We start from the raw sequence: 16,796 nt of genomic DNA on the forward strand, positions 1-16,796 counted from the left end.
TACAGCCGGGATCTGAACCCCGTCGAGATGGCCTTCGCAAAGCTCAAGGCACTGATCAGGAGAACCGCCGCCCGAAACTATGAGGCTCTATGGCAAGTTGTCGGGCAGGTCTGTGATCTCTTCACTGATGAGAAACGTTAAAATCTCCTTAAAGGCGCCGGATATGAGACCGGTTAGACGCAACCCGCTCTAGAACGTCATGTGCCGGACCCGCGCCGACAGCTCGATCGCTGCGGCATGCAGGCGGTTGATGTTCAGCTGTTCGCGGATCTCGGCCAGCATCACGATCTCGCCCTCGTAAAGACGGCCGTCGGCGGCGCCGACGTCGCAGGCCAGCGCGTAGGCCGTCTCATACAGCTTTTCCGGCAGCGCATCGCGGATCAGGCCGATGAGGGCATCGACACCGTCTTCGTCGTCGAAAAGGGTCATGACCGTCTGGCTGACGGCCCGGATGCGGTCGTCGTCATAGGATGCGAAAACCGGCGCGTGATCGACCATGCGCTGGATCGCCACCAACTCGGACGTGCGGACCGTGCTGTCGGAAGCTGACACGGCGACCATGACGGCTACCAGCGCATCGCAGGGGCTGAGGGAGGGCAGATCGATGGTCATGGGTCTCTCCGGCTGGTTCGGGCTCAGATTATTGACGATGCGCGGCGCATTCAATAAGCGTTCCGGACCCTGAGCAGGAGAGAGCGACATGACCACCTTGCGCGACGCCGCAATGCAATCGAAGGCCTGGCCGTTCGAAGAAGCGCGCCGGGTGCTGAAACGCTATGAGAAGAAGGACCCCGAGAAAGGGTATGTCCTGTTCGAGACGGGCTATGGCCCATCAGGTCTGCCGCATATCGGGACCTTCGGCGAGGTTGCTCGAACGACCATGATCCGCCGGGCTTTCCAGCTGATCAGCGACATTCCGACGCGGCTGATCTGCTTTTCGGACGACATGGACGGCATGCGCAAGGTGCCCGAGAACGTGCCCCAGCAGGACCTTCTCAAGGCGCATCTGCAGCTGCCCCTGACTGCCGTTCCGGACCCGTTCGGCACGCATGACAGCTTTGGTGACCACAACAACGCGATGCTGCGGCGCTTTCTTGACACATTCGGCTTCGAGTACGAGTTCGTCAGCGCGACCGAATATTACAAGTCCGGCCAATTCGACGCGATCCTGCTGCGCGCGGCCGAGAAATACGACGAGATCATGGAGGTGATGCTGGCATCGCTGCGCGAGGAACGTCAGCAGACCTATTCCTGCTTCCTGCCGATCAGCGCCAAGACGGGCCGGGTCCTTTACGTTCCAATCAAGAACGTCGATGCCATAAACGGCACGATCACCTTTGACGAAGACGGCGAGGAAATCACGCTGCCGGTCACCGGCGGCAACGTGAAGCTGCAGTGGAAGCCCGATTTCGGCGCCCGGTGGGCTGCGCTGGACGTCGACTTCGAGATGTACGGCAAGGACCACAGCACCAACACGCCGATCTATGACCGCATCTGCGAGATCCTGGGCGGCCGGAAGCCCGAGCACTTCACCTACGAGCTGTTCCTTGACCAGCACGGTCAAAAGATCAGCAAGTCCAAGGGCAACGGCCTGTCGATAGACGAATGGCTGACCTATGCGTCGACGGAAAGCCTGTCGTACTTCATGTACCAGAAGCCCAAGACGGCCAAGCGCATGTATTTCGACGTCATCCCGAAGGCCGTCGACGAATACCACCAGCAGCTGCGCGCCTTCCCCGACCAGACGCCGGAACAGCAGCTGGCCAACCCGGTGTGGCACATCCACGGCGGCAAGGTTCCGGCGTCTGACCTGGTCGTGCCGTTCCAGATGCTGCTGAACCTGGCCTCGGTGGCGGGGGCCACGGGCAAGGACGGGCTCTGGGGCTTCATCCGCCGCTATGCCCCGGACGCCAGCCCGGAAACGCATCCGGGCCTGGATGCCGCGGCGGGCTTTGCGCTGCGGTACTTCCAGGACTTCGTCGCGCCGACCCGGACGTTCCGCGATACCACCGAGGTCGAGCGGCGCGCGATGGAGGATCTGGCCGCGCGCCTGGCTGCGTGGGACCAGCCTGCGGACCCCGAGACACTGCAGTCGATGGTCTTCGCCATTGGCAAGGAGCATGGGTTCGAGCCGCTGCGCGACTGGTTCAGCGCGCTTTATCAGGTGCTGCTGGGGGCGGACCAGGGACCGCGCTTCGGGGGCTTCATCGCGCTCTATGGCATCGACGAGACGCGGGCCCTGATCGAGGACGCGCTGGCTGGAAAGCTGACTGCCGGCGCCTGACGCGGCGCGGCGCCCGTTGCGCGGGCGCCCCTTGCAGCGCACGGTCCGTTCAGGGCACGTTAACCTCTCAGCAACTATTCCTGACGGCATCACGTCCGGCCCCCTGGCCCGCGAGACTTGCCGATTTGGAGGAATAGCCGATGAACATTGCAATCACGAACGGGCTTTTGCTGATGCCGCCGACGTTCCGTTCCGGGCTCGGCGTCTGGTCGCAGACCGACGGCCGGTCGGGCAGCGCCACATGGGCGGCGGCCGGCAACGCCGCGCTTGTTCCCGCCGATCAGGACTTCGGCGCCTGCCTGGAGATCGTCAAGCAGCAGACCACGACCAGCCTGCGCTTCATGGGCGAGACGCCGATGATCCCCGGCGTCTATCTGCGCATCTCGGCGCGGGTAAAGGCGGTTGCTGGCGCCTTGTCCAGCGTTCGCATCGCAGGCTGGGCGGGCGACGGCGCCCGGAACCACGTGGGCGGCCTTGTCGAGACGGGAACCACGGTGGCAATGCGCAACTATGGCGAGATCGTCGAAGTCAGCGCCATCGTAGGCGTCGGGTCGCGGCGTGGCGTCGACATGGGCTGGGGGACGCGCCCGGTCTATGGTCATTTCGGGCTGGACCTCGTGGGCGCGAATGGCGGCGCCTTCCGGATCGAGTCGATCCGCATCGACGACATCACTGCGGCCTTCGTGCCGTCGCTGCTGGACTGGGTCGATGTGCGCGATTTCGGGGCCGTGGGTGACGGGGTCACCAACGACCGCGAGGCGTTCCTGACGGCCGACGCGGCAAGCAACGGCGGGGCGGTCGTGGTGCCAGAAGGCAGCTTCTTCATTTCGGGCGACATGTCGATCAAGAGTCCGATCCGCTTCAGGGGCCGGATCAGCACGCCTGCGGCGACGCGCGTGTCCTTCCTCAGCAGCTTCGATTTTCCGACCTATGCCGACGCCTTCGGCGACGAAACGCTTGGCATGAAGAAGGCGCTTCAGGCGTTGCTTGGATATACCGACCACCTGTCGCTGGACCTCTGCGGGCGGCGGGTCGACCTGGACGAGCCGCTGGTGATCGACCAACTGGCGCCTACGACCGATGCTTTCTCGAACCGTCGCGTGATCCGCAACGGGGGCATCCAGGCAAAGGCGGGTCCGGCCTGGACGACCGGCACCTGGTCCAGCGTCGCCACCTATCACCCGAACAACCCCTTGGTGCTGACCAACGTCGCGAATGTCGCGCAGATCGAGATCGGAAGCCGCGTGATCGGCAGCGGCGTCGGCCGCGAGGTCTATGTCAACGGCAGGAACATCTCGCAGGGCACGCTGTCGCTGTCGCAGCCACTCTATGGCGGTGCTGCGACGCGGACGTACACGTTCGAGCGCTATCGCTACCTGTTCGACTTCTCGGGGATGCGTCAGCTGGACCGGCTGAACTTCGTCGACATCGACTTTGGCTGCGAAGGCATCGCCAGCGCCCTGATGCTGGCCCCCAAGGGCGAAATGGTGCAGTTGCGCGACTGTTATATCACCCGCCCCAGGGATCGCGGGATCACTTCGATCGGCCGTGGCTGCCAGGACCTTCTGGTCGATCACTGCCAGTTCCTGTCCAACGACATGGACCTGCCTGCGCAGAGCCGCACGACCATCGGCATCAACGTCAACGCCAATGACGTCAAGATTCGCAACAACCGGTTCGTGCGGTTCGCGCATTTCATGGTGGCCTGCGGCGGCGGGCACATCATCTCCGGGAACCACTGGTTCCAGGGCGACGGATCCGGGCAGGGGCTTCGTTATGCGGGCCTGGTGCTGACGCAGCCGAACGTGCAGACCACCGTGACGGCGAACTATGTCGACAACGCCTCGATTGAATGGACGAACGAGCATAGCGCCATTCCCAACTTCACCGGGTCCGAATACAGCTTCGGCGGCCTGACGCTGACGGGGAATACCTTCCTTTGTTCGAACACGGTCCCCTGGTTCACCTGGATCACGATCAAGCCCCACGGAACCGGGCATTTCATCCAGGGCCTGAACGTGGTCGGCAACGTCTTCAAGGCGCTCTACGGGAACGTCGAACGGATCGACCGTGTCGACACGTCCATCGCCGACCTGAACTACAACAGCATGCGCAACGTTCAGTTCGAGGCGAACACATTCAACGGCATCAACACCTATGTCTCGAACCCCCTGATGATCCAGCACAACCAGACCAGCGCCTCTGGCACGTGGACCCTGCCGGTGATCCAGGGCCTGCCGTTCCAGGGCTGGGCGAAGTCGGTCCAGTCGGTCGTCACCGAATCGGCCTTGGTGACGGCGAACGGAACGCGCGTCGACTCCGCCCCGACGGTCACCACCGAGGTCGGCACCGGACGCAGGCAGATTCGCCTGTCCTGGGCGCAACCGCTGCGCGGCAGGATCTGCATCTATGCGAGGATGGACCGGCCGCAATAGAAACGCAGTCGAAGGCACGGCTTAGGCAACCCTGGGCCGTGCGAAGTGCTGTGAATTATTTACTAATCGAGCGGATCCTCGTGAATAAATTTACAGAATAATCGTTTTATAAAAACGGTTTAACTTTAGTTCTCACTTGTGCTTAACATCTTCCCGAACGCAGCCGCGCCTTCGGCCTGACACCGGTCCGTCCCGCCCGCGCTGCGAGTTGGCTGCAAGGAGGGGGATGCCATGACGGGCGAACAGGTGCAGAAACACGCGATTCCGGCGGGGCTGGAAGCCGCTCATGTCAGGCCCGAGGATTATCGTCGGCTCTATGACGAATCGATCAGCGATCCCGAGGGGTTCTGGGCCCACGAAGGCAAGCGGCTGGACTGGATCACGCCGTTCACCAAGGTTAAAAACACCGACTTCACTCTGGGACAGGTCAGCATCAAGTGGTTCGAGGACGGCGTCCTGAACGCCTCGGTCAACTGCATCGACCGCCATCTGCCGACGCGAGCGACCCAGACCGCGATCATCTTCGAGCCCGACGACCCGAAGACGCCGGCGCAGCACATCACCTATGCCCAGCTGTCGGAGAAGGTTAACCGCTTCGCCAACGTGCTGCTGTCCCAGGGCGTGATGCGGGGCGACCGGGTGGTGATCTATCTGCCGATGATCCCCGACGCCGCCTATGCGATGCTTGCCTGCGCGCGGATCGGGGCGATCCATTCAATCGTCTTCGCGGGCTTCTCGCCCGACGCGCTGGCCAACCGCATCAACGACAGCGGCGCCAAGGTGCTGATCACGGCCGACACCGCCCCCCGCGGCGGCCGCCGCACCTCGCTGAAGTCGAACGCCGATGCGGCGCTGCTGCACTGTTCCGACAAGGTCCGCTGCCTGGTGGTCAAGCATACCGGCGACCAGACGACGTGGATCGACGGTCGCGACGTCGACGTCAAGGCACAGATGGAGCAGGTCGCGCCCGACTGTCCGCCCCGTCCGATGGGGGCCGAGGATCCGCTGTTCATCCTGTACACGTCGGGATCGACCGGCAAGCCCAAGGGGGTCGTGCACACGACCGGCGGCTATCTGACCTTTGCCGCGATGACGCACCAGTACACCTTCGACTACAAGGACGGCGACGTCTTCTGGTGCACCGCGGATGTGGGCTGGGTCACGGGCCACAGCTACATCATCTATGGCCCGCTGGCCAACGGCGCGACGACGCTGATGTTCGAGGGCGTGCCGACCTGGCCCGACGCCGGCCGCTTCTGGGAGGTCTGCGCCAAGCACAAGGTCACCCAGTTCTATACCGCACCCACCGCCATCCGCGCGCTGATGGCCAAAGGCCCCGAACCGGTCGCGGCGCATGACCTGTCGTCCCTGCGCATCCTTGGCACGGTCGGAGAGCCGATCAACCCCGAAGCCTGGAACTGGTACAACGAACATGTCGGCAAGGGCCGCTGCCCGATCGTCGACACCTGGTGGCAGACCGAGACGGGCGGCCACCTGATCACGCCACTTCCGGGCGCAATCGAGGCCAAGCCCGGATCGGCCACGGTGCCGTTCTTCGGCGTCAAGCCGGTGATCCTCGACGCCGCCACCGCTGAAATCCAGGAAGGCAATCCGGCCGAAGGCGTGCTCTGCATCGGCGACAGCTGGCCCGGCCAGATGCGCACGCTGTGGGGCGATCATGAGCGGTTCGAGGAGGCGTATTTCCAGCAGTACCCGGGCTACTACTTCACCGGCGACGGCTGCCGCCGGGACGAGGACGGCTACTATTGGATCACCGGCCGCGTCGACGACGTCATCAATGTCAGCGGCCACCGCATGGGCACCGCCGAGGTCGAATCCGCGCTGGTCGCCCATGAGAAGGTCGCGGAGGCGGCGGTCGTGGGTTATCCGCACAGCCTCAAGGGGCAGGGCATCTATGCCTATGTCACGCTGATGAACGGCGTCGAACCCTCTGAGGAACTGCGGGCGGACCTGGAGAAATGGGTCCGTACCGAGATCGGGCCGATCGCCAAGCCCGACCTGATCCAGTGGGCACCGGGCCTGCCGAAGACCCGATCCGGCAAGATCATGCGCCGCATCCTGCGCAAGATCGCGGAAAACGACCACGGAAGCCTTGGCGACACCTCGACCCTGGCCGAGCCCGAGGTCGTGGACGAACTGGTCGCCAACCGCATGAACCGCGGCTGACACGTGTCGGGGGGCCGTACCGGTCCCCCGCGAAGCCTGCCCCGCCATCCGCCGGCGCCGAGCAGGAACAAGATAAGGGCGGAGCCATCGACATGTCTGAACAGGGAGGGACCGAAGGACATGAGTGACAGACAATCTTCCAACGCCTATTGGCAGGCGAACCTGCGCATCATCTATATCTGCCTGGCCATCTGGGCGCTGGTTTCCTATGGCTTCGCCATCATCCTGCGGCCGCTGATCTCGATGATCCCGGTGGGGGGCACGGACCTGGGCTTCTGGTTCGCGCAGCAGGGGTCGATCCTGGTCTTCATCGTGCTGATCTTCTGGTACGCGGCGCGCATGAACAAGCTCGACGCCGAATACGGCGTGGACGAGTGAGGAACATCAGATGAGCCAGTTTACCCTGAACCTGCTGGTCATCGGCGCGTCCTTCGCGCTGTATATCGGCATCGCCATCTGGGCCCGCGCGGGCTCGACGGCGGAATTCTATGCCGCCAACCGCGGTATCAGCCCGGTGATGAACGGCATGGCGACGGCCGCCGACTGGATGTCGGCCGCGTCCTTCATCTCGATGGCGGGCCTGATCGCCTTCACGGGATACGACAACTCTACCTACCTGATGGGCTGGACGGGCGGCTATGTGCTGCTTGCCCTGCTGCTGGCGCCGTATCTGCGCAAGTTCGGCAAGTTCACCGTGCCGGAATTCATCGGCGACCGCTTCTATTCGCGGACCGCGCGCATCATCGGCGTGATCTGCCTTCTGATCGTCTCGATCACCTATGTGATCGGCCAGATGACCGGTGTCGGCGTGACCTTCTCTCGCTATCTGGAGGTGTCGAACTCCACCGGTCTCTGGATCGGTGCGGCGCTGGTATTCTGCTACGCTGTTCTGGGCGGCATGAAGGGCATCACCTACACCCAGGTGGCGCAGTACATCGTGCTGATCACCGCCTACACGATCCCGGCGATCTTCATTTCGCTGCAGCTGACCGGGAACTTCCTGCCGCAGCTGGGGCTGTTCGGCACGCATGACGCGACGGGCGTCGCGTTCCTGACCAAGCTGAACCAGGTGGTGACCGACCTGGGCTTCCGCGAATATACGGCGCATCACAATTCAACCCTGGACATGGTGCTGTTCACCCTGGCGCTGATGATCGGCACGGCGGGCCTTCCGCATGTCATCATCCGCTTCTTCACCGTTCCCAAGGTGTCGGACGCCCGCAAATCGGCGGGATGGGCGCTGGTATTCATTGCGCTGCTCTATACCGTCGCCCCGGCGGTCGGTTCGATGGCGCGCTTCAACCTGACCGCCACCATGTGGCCGGGCGCGCAGGCAGGCGACACCTTCAGCGAGCCTGCGGTCTCGCTGGAAGCGATCGAGACCGCGCCCGAACTGGCCTGGATGCGCAACTGGCAGACCACCGGCCTGCTGGCGTGGGAAGACAAGAATGGCGACGGCCGCATCCAGTACTACAACGACGCCAACCCCGACAGCCCCGCCGCCGCCATTGCGACCGAGCGAAACCTGGCCGGGAACGAGCTGACCACCGTGAACAACGACATCATGGTGCTGGCGAACCCTGAAATCGCGAACCTGCCGGGATGGGTCATCGCGGTCGTTGCGGCGGGCGGCCTCGCCGCGGCGCTTTCGACGGCGGCCGGGCTGCTGCTGGCGATCTCGGGCGCGGTGTCGCACGACCTGATCAAGGGCACCCTGCGCCCGGACATCAGCGAAAAGGGCGAGCTGATGGCGGCGCGCATCTCGATGGCGGTGTCGATCCTGGTGGCGACGATCCTGGGCCTGAACCCTCCGGGATTTGCCGCGCAGACCGTGGCGCTGGCCTTCGGCCTTGCGGCAAGCTCGATCTTCCCGGTGCTGATGATGGGCATCTTCTCCAAGCGAGTTACCCGCGAAGGGGCCATCGCGGGCATGGTGTCGGGCATGGCGGTGACCATCCTCTACATCTTCGCCTACAAGGGCTGGTTCTTCATTCCCGAGACGAACATGCTGCCCGACACGCCGGACGCATGGCTCTTCGGCATCTCGCCGGCTTCGTTCGGCACGGTCGGCGCGCTGATCAACTTCGTCGTCGCCTATGTCGTGTCGCAAGCGACGCAGCGCCCGCCCGCCCATGTGCAGGAGCTGGTCGAATCGATCCGCGTCCCGCGCGGTGCCGGCGACGCCGTCGCCCATTGATGCAACCGCCGCGTCCCCATGGGGGCGCGGCATCCCTTCGGCAAGGTTCACGGGCGATGTCAGACAGCATCCTGGGCTTCATCGCCACCGTCCATCCCTATGACAGCCTGAAGCGGGACGAGCTGGCGCGGGTCGCCGGCTCCTTCAGCCGCAGGCGGTTCGCGGCCGGCGACGTCATCTATGACTATGGCAATCGCCTGCCGGGCCTCTACCTGATCGAGAGCGGCCGTGTTGCCGTCACCGACCGCAACGGCGACAGCGTCTCGCAGCTGGGACCTCGCAACAGCTTCGGCGAACGCGGGTTGCTGCGCGACGGGGTGGCGGTCACCACCGCCACGGTGCTGGATGATGCCGTCGTGCTGATGCTGCCCCGGGCCGAGGTGAACCGCCTGATCGCCGAACATCGCAGTGTCGCGCGCTTCTTCGACCGGGGCTGCGGTCCGGCGGACCGGGGCGCCGACATCGCCATGCTGAAGGTCGGAGAGCTTTTGTCGCATCGCCCCGTCAGCTGCACCCCCGACACCCCCGTCATCGAGGCTGCGCAGCTGATGCGCGACGAGCGGATCAGCAGCCTGGGGATCACCGAGGGCGGCCGCCTGATCGGCCTTGTCACGATCCGCGACATGACCACCCGTGTCGTGGCCGAGGGACGCGACATGCGCCAGCCGGTATCGGAGGTCATGACCGCAGATCCGGTGACGCTTGCCCCATCGGCGCTTGGCTATGACGTTCTGAACATCATGCTGGAACGGCGCGTGGGCCACCTTCCGGTCGTCGAGGATGGGCGCTTCGTCGGCATGATCAGCCAGACCGACCTGACGCGGGTGCAGGCGGTCTCGGCGGCCGGGCTGATCCGCGACGTGGCGCAGGCCGACAGCCCGGCGCAGATGGCGCGTGCCACGGCCCGCATTCCTGAACTGCTTGTGCAGCTGGTCCAGGCAGGCCAGCGGCACGAGATCATCACGCGGATGATCACCGACATCGCCGATGCTGCGACGCGTCGGCTGCTGGATCTTGTGGCGGCCGATCTGGGACCGGCGCCCGCGCCGTGGCTCTGGGCCGCCTGCGGCAGCCAAGGGCGGCAGGAACAGACCGGCACCAGCGACCAGGACAATTGCCTGATCCTGGGACCCGGCACCGATCCGCAGGACCCGTGGTTTCAAGCCCTCGCGCGGCGGGTCAGCGACGGGCTGCACGATTGCGGCTATGTCCATTGCCCCGGTGACATGATGGCCACGAACCCGCGCTGGTGCCAACCGGTCGATGTCTGGCGCGGCTATTTCCGCGACTGGATCGCCCATCCCAGCCCCGAGGCGCAGATGCTGGCATCGGTCATGTTCGACCTGCGCGCCATCGGTGGTGACGCCGCCTTGCTGGACGACCTGCGCCGGGATACTCTGGAGGCTGCTTCCAGAAACTCGATCTTCGTGGCGCATATGGTGGCCAACAGCCTCAAGCACCGCCCGCCACTGGGCCTGATCGGCGGCTTCGCCACGATCCGATCGGGCGAATACCGCCACCATGTCGACATGAAGCACAATGGCGTCGTGCCGGTCACCGACCTTGCGCGCGTGTATGCGCTGCAGGGGCGCATCGGCGCCGTGAACACCCGTGCCCGCCTGGAAGAGGCCGAGGCGCGGGGCGTGATCTCGGCCAGCGGGGCGCGGGACCTGATCGCGGCCTATGACATGATCCAGACGACGCGGCTGGAAAACCAGGCGCATCTGGTCAGGGCGGGGCGCAAGCCGGATAACTACCTCTCGCCCGCCGATCTTTCGGCGTTCGAACGAAGCCACCTGCGCGACGCCTTTGTCGTCGTGCGCGGCATGCAGTCGGCGGTGGGACATGGAAAGGGAATGCTGGGATGACGGGGATCGGATCTGAGCTGCTGGGCGTGATCGCCGTGGGTATCGGCGCGGCGGCGGTGCTCTATGCAGGGCTGCACGCCACGCGGAAGGCGGGGCTGCGGCCGGCGCCCTGGCTTCTTCCGGCGGGGATCGGGCTAGCGATGGTCTGCTATTCGGTCTGGGCCGACTATGCGTGGTTCGGACGGGCGCGGGACGCGCTGCCGCAGAACGCACAGGTACTGGTTGTCGGCCGCGACAGCCAGCCCTGGGCGCCCTGGACCTATCTGGCGCCGGTGGCCGTGCGCTTCGCGGCGCTGGACCCGGACCAGATCACCGACGGCGAAGCCGGAACGCGGCGCGCGCCGATCATGCTGGTGGAACGTCGCGGCCAGACCGTGATCGTTCCGCAGGAGTTCGACTGCGCGGGCGGGCGCATCCGCCCGGCACGCGGCGACTGGACGGCAGCCACGGGCGATCCCGCCTTCGCGGCCGTCTGCGATGGGGGAGGGGCGGATGGCTGACATCCTGGTCATCGAGGACGAGGACAACATCGCCACGGCGCTGGACTTCCTGCTGACGCGGGACGGCCACCGCCACGACCGGCTGGCGACCGGCAAGGGCGCCGTCGCCCGCATCCGCCAAACGCGCCCCGACCTCGTCCTGCTTGACGTGATGCTGCCCGAGGTCTCGGGCTATCAGATCGTGCAGGACGTGCGCGCAGATCCCGACCTGGCCGCCGTCAGGGTGCTGATGATGACGGCGCGGGGATCGGTGGTCGAACGGCGCAAGGGACTGGCGCTAGGTGCCGACGGCTTCATCGCCAAACCCTTCGAACTGGCCGAACTACGGGCCGAGATGGCGCGCCTTCTGGACACGGCATGAGCCGCCTGTCCTTGCGTCAGCGCATCCTCGCGATGTTCGGGGCGCTTCTGGCGCTGTCGCTGGTCGTGGCCGGGCTGGCCCTCTGGCGCGTCGCGCTGGGGGGGACGGATGCACTCGTGCAGGCTGCGATGCTGGCGGGGTTCGGACTGGCGGGGGTGATCATCGGCCTCTGGTACCTGTTCGACCGCAACCTGGCCCGACCGGTCGAGATGCTGGCGGGGGCCTTGCGGACCGGCCAAGCGCCCGATCCGGCAGCGGCCGCCTATCTGGCCGATCTTGGCGCCGCTGCGGTCGATGCCGTCCGCGCACGCGCAAGGTCGGACGAGGCGCTGGCCGAGGCCGTGGCGCTCCATGCCGCCAACCTGTCGCGCGAGAAGCAGGGCCTCGAATCGATTCTGGCGGATATCGGGGCTGGCGCGGTTCTGACGGACCCGCAGGGGCGCGTCGTCTTCTACAATGCCAGCGCCACGCGCCTTTTGCCGGGCCTGGGGCTGGACCGGATGCTGGACCGGCACCTGAATGCGGGGGCCTTGCGGGCCGCGCAGGATCGGCTGCAGGCCGGCGCGCCCGCGACCGACCTGACGTGCATGGCGGCCAAGGGCATCCGCCTGTCAGGTCGCCTGCGCCGCATCGACGGCGGGCAGCTGCTGATCCTGCGCGATCACTGTCCGCCGCCCGTCCCGCGCGAAGCGGTCGAGGCGCTGCGCCGTCATGCGGCGACGCTGGTCCCCATGCTCGAGGCGCTGGACGGGCCGATCCCTCCGGCGCTGGCGCGGGCGATCCGGGACGAGGGGCAAGGCTTGGCCGCCGCGACGCGCAGGCTCTCGGACGCGATCTCGGGGGGCGAACGGGCAGCGGCGGGGACACGCGAACTCGCGGCCGGATTGCAGGCCGACGCGCCCCTTCCGGATGTCAGCTTGCGCGCCGACGCGGCATCGCTGAACGCGCTTCTTCAGGCGCTGGACGCGCGGCTTCGGACACAGGGGCACGAGACAAGGATCGCCTTTCATCCCGATCGGCCCGACGGGATGCAGCTGGCGCTGGAGTGGCAGGGGCCGCCCGTCCCGGTCGACATGCTGGACGGCTGGTTGCAGCACGCGCCTGATCCCGGCCAGCCCGACATGAGCGGGGCCCAGATCCTGGCCGCACACGACACCGGCATCTGGCCCGAGGTGCAGGGCGCGACCGCGCGGCTTGTCATGCCCCTCTCCATCGCCGAGGCGCAGGAGGGGGAGAGCGGCGTCACCTATGACTTCGACCTGCCGGCGCGCAGCCTTGGGTCGACGCGGCTGGCGGACCTGACCTGCGTGGTCTTCGATACCGAGACGACGGGGCTGACCGAGGCGGACCGGATCGTCCAGATCGCCGGGCTGCGACTGGTGCGCGGCCGCCTGACGGGCGAGCGGTTCGAGACGCTCGTCAATCCCGGCCGCGCGATCCCGCCGGCCTCGACAGCGATCCACGGGATCGACGACAGGGCGGTGGCCGGGGCGCCCACCCTGCCAGAGGCGCTGGCCACGTTCCGGCACTTTTGCGACGACAGCGTCCTCGTCGCCCACAACGCGCCCTTCGACATGGGCTTCCTGCGCCGCGGCGTGGCGGAAACCGGTGTGCGGTTCGACAACCGTGTGCTGGACACGGTGCTGCTGTCAGCGATGATCTGGGGCCAGTCGGCGGTTCACACCTTGGATGCGCTGACGGACCGGCTGGGGATCGTCATCCCGCCAGAGGCCCGCCATACCGCAATGGGTGACACCATCGCCACCGCCGAGGCTTTCCTGCGCCTGATTCCCGCGCTTTCCGCCAAGGGTATCGTGACCTTCGAGGATGCCGTGGCCAAGGCCCGCACCCACCGCCGCCTGATCGGCGACGCAAACCGGTCCGCCTAGAGCGCGATCTGCGGCGAATCCGGATCGACCGGCACGCCGGCGCCGCTGTCGGGTGCCGGTTCGTCCTCGCCCAGGTCCGGGGGCGGTGGCGCGCCCTCGCGCCGGCGGATCAGGATGTCCCCATTCTCAAGCCGTTCGGGTGCGTGATAGTTGCTGATGTCGTCGACAAGCGCCGCCATGTCCCGCAGCACCGGGCCCATCTGGTCGAGCGCCGTCGCAAGGTCTCGGGCGATCTGGCCGCCCTCGGGACCGGTGTCCTCGAAGAACTGCTGCATGAAGCCGGTGATGCCGCGTTCGAAAAAGCCGGGCTCGTCCTGCGCGACGGCAGGCGCGGCACCAAGCGAAAGGGCCAGGATCAGGGGGCCGAGATGTCTTTTCATGTCCCGAAGATGGGCAGCGCGCGTCCCAGGCGCAAGATGCTTTCAGGCGAGGCCTTGCCGGCCGCCCTCGTGCATGGCGCGGAAGCGCTCCCACGCCTCGTTCAGGCGGCGGGTGCGAACCTCGGCCAGGCGAACCGCCTCGGCGGGCAAGCCGCGGCCGATGGCGTGGTCCGGGTGGTTCTCTCGGACAAGCTGGCGCCAGCGCTTGCGGGCCTCGGGCAGAGGGGTGTCGGGCGTCACGCCCAGAAGCTCGCAGGGCGGGCAGTCCGAGCGGGGATCATGCCGACGCCGCAGGTCGGCGATCTGCCTGGGCTCCAGCCCGAAGATTCGCCCGACCTCGTCCAGGAACAGGATCTCGGCCTCGTGCAGGCGGCCGTCGGCGACGGCAATGACGAACAGCCCCTCGACCACGTCCAGAAGCACCGGATCGCCCGGCTTGAACATCGCCGCGATGCGCCGCGCCCAAGCATCGAAACCCGCGACGTCCTGCCGCGCCAAGTCGAAGACGCGAGCGGCGTTCTTCTCCTCGGAGCGGGGGATGATGAAGACGCGGCGGAAGGCCGAAACCTCGGACCGCGCCACGGCACCGTCGACCTTTGCCAGCTTAGCACCCAGCGCGATAACCGCGATGGTGAACGCGACCGAGCGTTCGGGAGGCGTCGCGGGATGATTCGTCCACAGGAACGCGGCCACCCTGTCGGCCATCCGTTGCCAGAAGCTTCGGGGGCGGGGCAGGGCGGGGCAGGGTCCGGTGCAATGTTCGGGCGTGGCGCAGCAATCCATGCCCTCAGATTACCGTCGAACGCTGCCGGACGATAGGGGCGCATTGACGCCCCCGCGCCAGTTCAGGGCGCCAAGGCGCGTCCCATCAGCACAAGGTCGTGATATTGGCCGAACTTCCAGCCCGCATCCGGGATGCGACCCCAATGGGAATACCCCATCGCGGCATGAAACGCGATCGAGCCCGTGTTCGACCCGGTGATGCCGCCCACCATCAGCCTGTGCCCGCGCGCCCGTGCGTGATCCTCCAGCCCGCGCAACAGCAGCCGGCCGGTGCCGCGGCCCTGCCGGTCCGGTGCCATGTAGAGCGTGTGTTCCTGGCTGCGCGCGTAGCCGCCGCCGCTGCGGAACTGCGTATAGGTCCCAAAGCCCGCGATGCCGCCATCATCGGCGACCAGAAAGGCATGGCCCGACGCTTGGCGGTCTGCGACCAGGGCGGCGATCTCGGCCTCGCCGCGTGCGGTCGGCCAGAAGGTGATGGCGGTGTCGCGGACGATCGGGTTCCAGATCCGCGCGATACCCGGCACATCGGCGGCCGTGGCGTCGCGCAGGATCACAGCGTCACCTCTTGCTTGCCGACGCTCAGCGTGGCTGTCATGCGAGACGCACGCAGCACCACACGGCTGTCGCCGATGTCGAGCGCGTCCAGCGGCAGCGCCAGCCGCGACAGCCGGATCCCCCGGTCGGGCAGCCGTTCGGCGGGATACGGACCCGTGCCCCAGTCGATCAGCATCGGCTGTGCGCCGCCCCCCGCCATCTGTCCCGCGTCCGGCAGGGTGATCCGCCAGCGCAGATCGCCCCGCGCGGCCTCGATGACGCGGGTCCCGGGCGGGGCGGCAAGCGGCGTCGCGCGCGCCACCCATCCCGCCAGCCGGGGCGGGCCGTCGAAACCGGCCAGCCCGAACCACTGCGGCGGTGCATCAGACAACGGGTCGGGGGCAATCAGCTCCAGATACTCGTGCGGGCCAAGCGACAGCAGCATGTTGTGCGTGCCACGGCCCGGATGTCTGCCACCCGGTTCCAGATCGACCCCCAGCCTGGCCCGCACCCAGTCCGCACCCTCATCGAGAGAGCGGGCACCGACGGCCAGGTGGTCGAAGGCGAGGTTCATCCCCGGTGCGCGCCCGCGGCAAGATCTCGGACGAAATCCAGGATCTCGGCGACCGGGCGGCCTTCGCCGATCTGCTTGACGATGGCGCTTCCCACCACGCAGCCGTCAGCGACCGAGGCGATGGCCTGCGCCGCGTCCGGGGTCGAGATACCGAAGCCCACGACGACCGGCAGATTTGCGGCCGCCCGGATGCGCGCAACCTCGGGTGCGACATCCGCCGCGCTGGCGGCGGGACCGCCGGTGATGCCGGTGACGCTGACGTAGTAGACGAAGCCCGACGTGTTCTTGACCACAGCGGGCAGGCGCCGGTCATCGGTGGTCGGCGTCGCCAGGCGGATGAAGTTCAGCCCGGCCTTCGCGGCAGGCACGCACAGCTCGGCGTCCTCCTCCGGCGGCAGGTCCACGATGATCAGCCCGTCGACGCCAGCCTCGGCCGCGTCCGCCAGGAACTGGGTGACGCCGCCCTTCCGAGCGTAGATCGGGTTGTAGTAGCCCATCAGCACAACGGGCGTGGTCGTGTCCTCGGCCCGGAAGGCGCGCAGCATGTCCAGCGTCCGGCTGACGCTGCCGCCGTTCGCAAGCGCGCGCTGGCCTGCGGCCTGAATGGTCGGTCCATCGGCCATGGGGTCGGTGAAGGGCATCCCCAGCTCGATGATGTCGACGCCCGCGCCGGGCAGGCCTCGCATGATCTGCAGCGCCGTGTCGTCGTCGGGATCCGACGCCATCATATAGGCGACGAACGCCTTCTTCCCCTCGGCCTTCAGCGCCTGGAACCTGTCATCTATCCTGGTCATGTCCGTCCCC

General features: G+C 66.7%; 15 protein-coding genes and 1 pseudogene. 10 read left to right on the forward strand and 6 right to left on the reverse strand.

The annotated features are described in order from the left end of the window. Positions 1-141, forward strand: a pseudogene (locus OC159_RS13230) (IS630-like element ISSpo6 family transposase); the annotation flags it as partial. Between the two features lie 48 nt (positions 142-189). On the opposite strand, the gene OC159_RS13235 reads toward OC159_RS13230, so the two are convergent. Further along, a complete protein-coding gene (locus tag OC159_RS13235; protein ID WP_265501651.1) occupies positions 190-612 on the reverse strand; it encodes a tellurite resistance TerB family protein in 423 nt (140 codons plus the stop codon). Positions 613-700: 88 nt separating this feature from the next. On the opposite strand from OC159_RS13235, the gene OC159_RS13240 reads away from it, so the two are divergent. From OC159_RS13240 to OC159_RS13280, 9 genes are all read left to right on the forward strand, one after another. Beyond that, positions 701-2,284, forward strand: coding sequence for a lysine--tRNA ligase (locus OC159_RS13240; RefSeq protein WP_265501652.1), 1,584 nt, complete (start codon positions 701-703; stop codon positions 2,282-2,284). A 140-nt stretch (positions 2,285-2,424) separates the two neighbouring features. Then, on the forward strand, positions 2,425-4,719 hold the full coding sequence (locus OC159_RS13245; protein ID WP_265501653.1) for a glycosyl hydrolase family 28-related protein: 2,295 nt from the start codon (positions 2,425-2,427) through the stop codon (positions 4,717-4,719). A gap of 231 nt (positions 4,720-4,950) precedes the next feature. Next, positions 4,951-6,906 carry an acetate--CoA ligase gene (acs, locus tag OC159_RS13250; protein WP_265501654.1) on the forward strand — a complete coding sequence of 652 codons (1,956 nt, stop codon included), beginning with the start codon at positions 4,951-4,953 and terminating at the stop codon, positions 6,904-6,906. Positions 6,907-7,026: 120 nt separating this feature from the next. After that, entirely contained in the window at positions 7,027-7,284 is a 258-nt protein-coding gene (locus OC159_RS13255; protein ID WP_265501655.1) for a DUF4212 domain-containing protein, read from the forward strand. A gap of 10 nt (positions 7,285-7,294) precedes the next feature. Continuing rightward, positions 7,295-9,103, forward strand: a complete 1,809-nt coding sequence (locus OC159_RS13260) for a sodium:solute symporter family protein (protein WP_265501656.1) — start codon at positions 7,295-7,297, stop codon at positions 9,101-9,103. A 56-nt stretch (positions 9,104-9,159) separates the two neighbouring features. Next, complete coding sequence (locus OC159_RS13265; protein ID WP_265501657.1) at positions 9,160-10,971, forward strand: DUF294 nucleotidyltransferase-like domain-containing protein; 1,812 nt, start codon at positions 9,160-9,162, stop codon at positions 10,969-10,971. Then, positions 10,968-11,471 carry a hypothetical protein gene (locus OC159_RS13270; protein ID WP_265501658.1) on the forward strand — a complete coding sequence of 168 codons (504 nt, stop codon included), beginning with the start codon at positions 10,968-10,970 and terminating at the stop codon, positions 11,469-11,471. Before OC159_RS13265 ends, OC159_RS13270 begins: the two co-directional genes overlap by 4 nt. Next, on the forward strand, positions 11,464-11,832 hold the full coding sequence (locus tag OC159_RS13275) for a response regulator transcription factor (protein WP_265501659.1): 369 nt from the start codon (positions 11,464-11,466) through the stop codon (positions 11,830-11,832). Before OC159_RS13270 ends, OC159_RS13275 begins: the two co-directional genes overlap by 8 nt. Further along, a complete protein-coding gene (locus OC159_RS13280) occupies positions 11,829-13,721 on the forward strand; it encodes a 3'-5' exonuclease (protein ID WP_265501660.1) in 1,893 nt (630 codons plus the stop codon). Before OC159_RS13275 ends, OC159_RS13280 begins: the two co-directional genes overlap by 4 nt. On the opposite strand, the gene OC159_RS13285 is transcribed toward OC159_RS13280, so the two are convergent. From OC159_RS13285 to trpA, 5 genes are all read right to left on the reverse strand, one after another. Continuing rightward, a complete protein-coding gene (locus OC159_RS13285; protein ID WP_265501661.1) occupies positions 13,718-14,101 on the reverse strand; it encodes a hypothetical protein in 384 nt (127 codons plus the stop codon). The two genes, OC159_RS13280 and OC159_RS13285, sit on opposite strands and share 4 nt — an antisense overlap. A gap of 42 nt (positions 14,102-14,143) precedes the next feature. After that, positions 14,144-14,806, reverse strand: a complete 663-nt coding sequence (locus OC159_RS13290; RefSeq protein WP_265501662.1) for a molecular chaperone DjiA — start codon at positions 14,804-14,806, stop codon at positions 14,144-14,146. A gap of 140 nt (positions 14,807-14,946) precedes the next feature. Beyond that, positions 14,947-15,438: a GNAT family N-acetyltransferase gene (locus tag OC159_RS13295; protein ID WP_265501663.1), complete on the reverse strand. Its 492-nt coding sequence runs from the start codon at positions 15,436-15,438 to the stop codon at positions 14,947-14,949. Then, a complete protein-coding gene (locus OC159_RS13300) occupies positions 15,435-15,992 on the reverse strand; it encodes a VOC family protein (RefSeq protein WP_265501664.1) in 558 nt (185 codons plus the stop codon). The genes OC159_RS13295 and OC159_RS13300 overlap by 4 nt, the downstream gene beginning before the upstream one ends. Next, positions 15,989-16,786 (reverse strand): tryptophan synthase subunit alpha, encoded by a 798-nt coding sequence (gene trpA, locus OC159_RS13305; protein ID WP_265501665.1) that lies wholly within the window; start codon positions 16,784-16,786, stop codon positions 15,989-15,991. Before trpA ends, OC159_RS13300 begins: the two co-directional genes overlap by 4 nt. Positions 16,787-16,796: the final 10 nt, after the last annotated feature.

This window comes from Paracoccus beibuensis, from assembly GCF_026162625.1.
Lineage (GTDB): Bacteria > Pseudomonadota > Alphaproteobacteria > Rhodobacterales > Rhodobacteraceae > Paracoccus > Paracoccus beibuensis.

What these genes read in the sequence shown, in the direction of transcription:
- OC159_RS13235 (WP_265501651.1), bottom strand. Translation starts at nt 612, where the DNA reads ATGACCATCGATCTGCCCTCCCTCAGCCCCTGCGATGCGCTGGTAGCC.
- OC159_RS13240 (WP_265501652.1), top strand. Translation starts at nt 701, where the DNA reads ATGACCACCTTGCGCGACGCCGCAATGCAATCGAAGGCCTGGCCGTTC.
- OC159_RS13245 (WP_265501653.1), top strand. Translation starts at nt 2,425, where the DNA reads ATGAACATTGCAATCACGAACGGGCTTTTGCTGATGCCGCCGACGTTC.
- acs (WP_265501654.1), top strand. Translation starts at nt 4,951, where the DNA reads ATGACGGGCGAACAGGTGCAGAAACACGCGATTCCGGCGGGGCTGGAA.
- OC159_RS13255 (WP_265501655.1), top strand. Translation starts at nt 7,027, where the DNA reads ATGAGTGACAGACAATCTTCCAACGCCTATTGGCAGGCGAACCTGCGC.
- OC159_RS13260 (WP_265501656.1), top strand. Translation starts at nt 7,295, where the DNA reads ATGAGCCAGTTTACCCTGAACCTGCTGGTCATCGGCGCGTCCTTCGCG.
- OC159_RS13265 (WP_265501657.1), top strand. Translation starts at nt 9,160, where the DNA reads ATGTCAGACAGCATCCTGGGCTTCATCGCCACCGTCCATCCCTATGAC.
- OC159_RS13270 (WP_265501658.1), top strand. Translation starts at nt 10,968, where the DNA reads ATGACGGGGATCGGATCTGAGCTGCTGGGCGTGATCGCCGTGGGTATC.
- OC159_RS13275 (WP_265501659.1), top strand. Translation starts at nt 11,464, where the DNA reads ATGGCTGACATCCTGGTCATCGAGGACGAGGACAACATCGCCACGGCG.
- OC159_RS13280 (WP_265501660.1), top strand. Translation starts at nt 11,829, where the DNA reads ATGAGCCGCCTGTCCTTGCGTCAGCGCATCCTCGCGATGTTCGGGGCG.
- OC159_RS13285 (WP_265501661.1), bottom strand. Translation starts at nt 14,101, where the DNA reads ATGAAAAGACATCTCGGCCCCCTGATCCTGGCCCTTTCGCTTGGTGCC.
- OC159_RS13290 (WP_265501662.1), bottom strand. Translation starts at nt 14,806, where the DNA reads ATGGCCGACAGGGTGGCCGCGTTCCTGTGGACGAATCATCCCGCGACG.
- OC159_RS13300 (WP_265501664.1), bottom strand. Translation starts at nt 15,992, where the DNA reads ATGAACCTCGCCTTCGACCACCTGGCCGTCGGTGCCCGCTCTCTCGAT.
- trpA (WP_265501665.1), bottom strand. Translation starts at nt 16,786, where the DNA reads ATGACCAGGATAGATGACAGGTTCCAGGCGCTGAAGGCCGAGGGGAAG.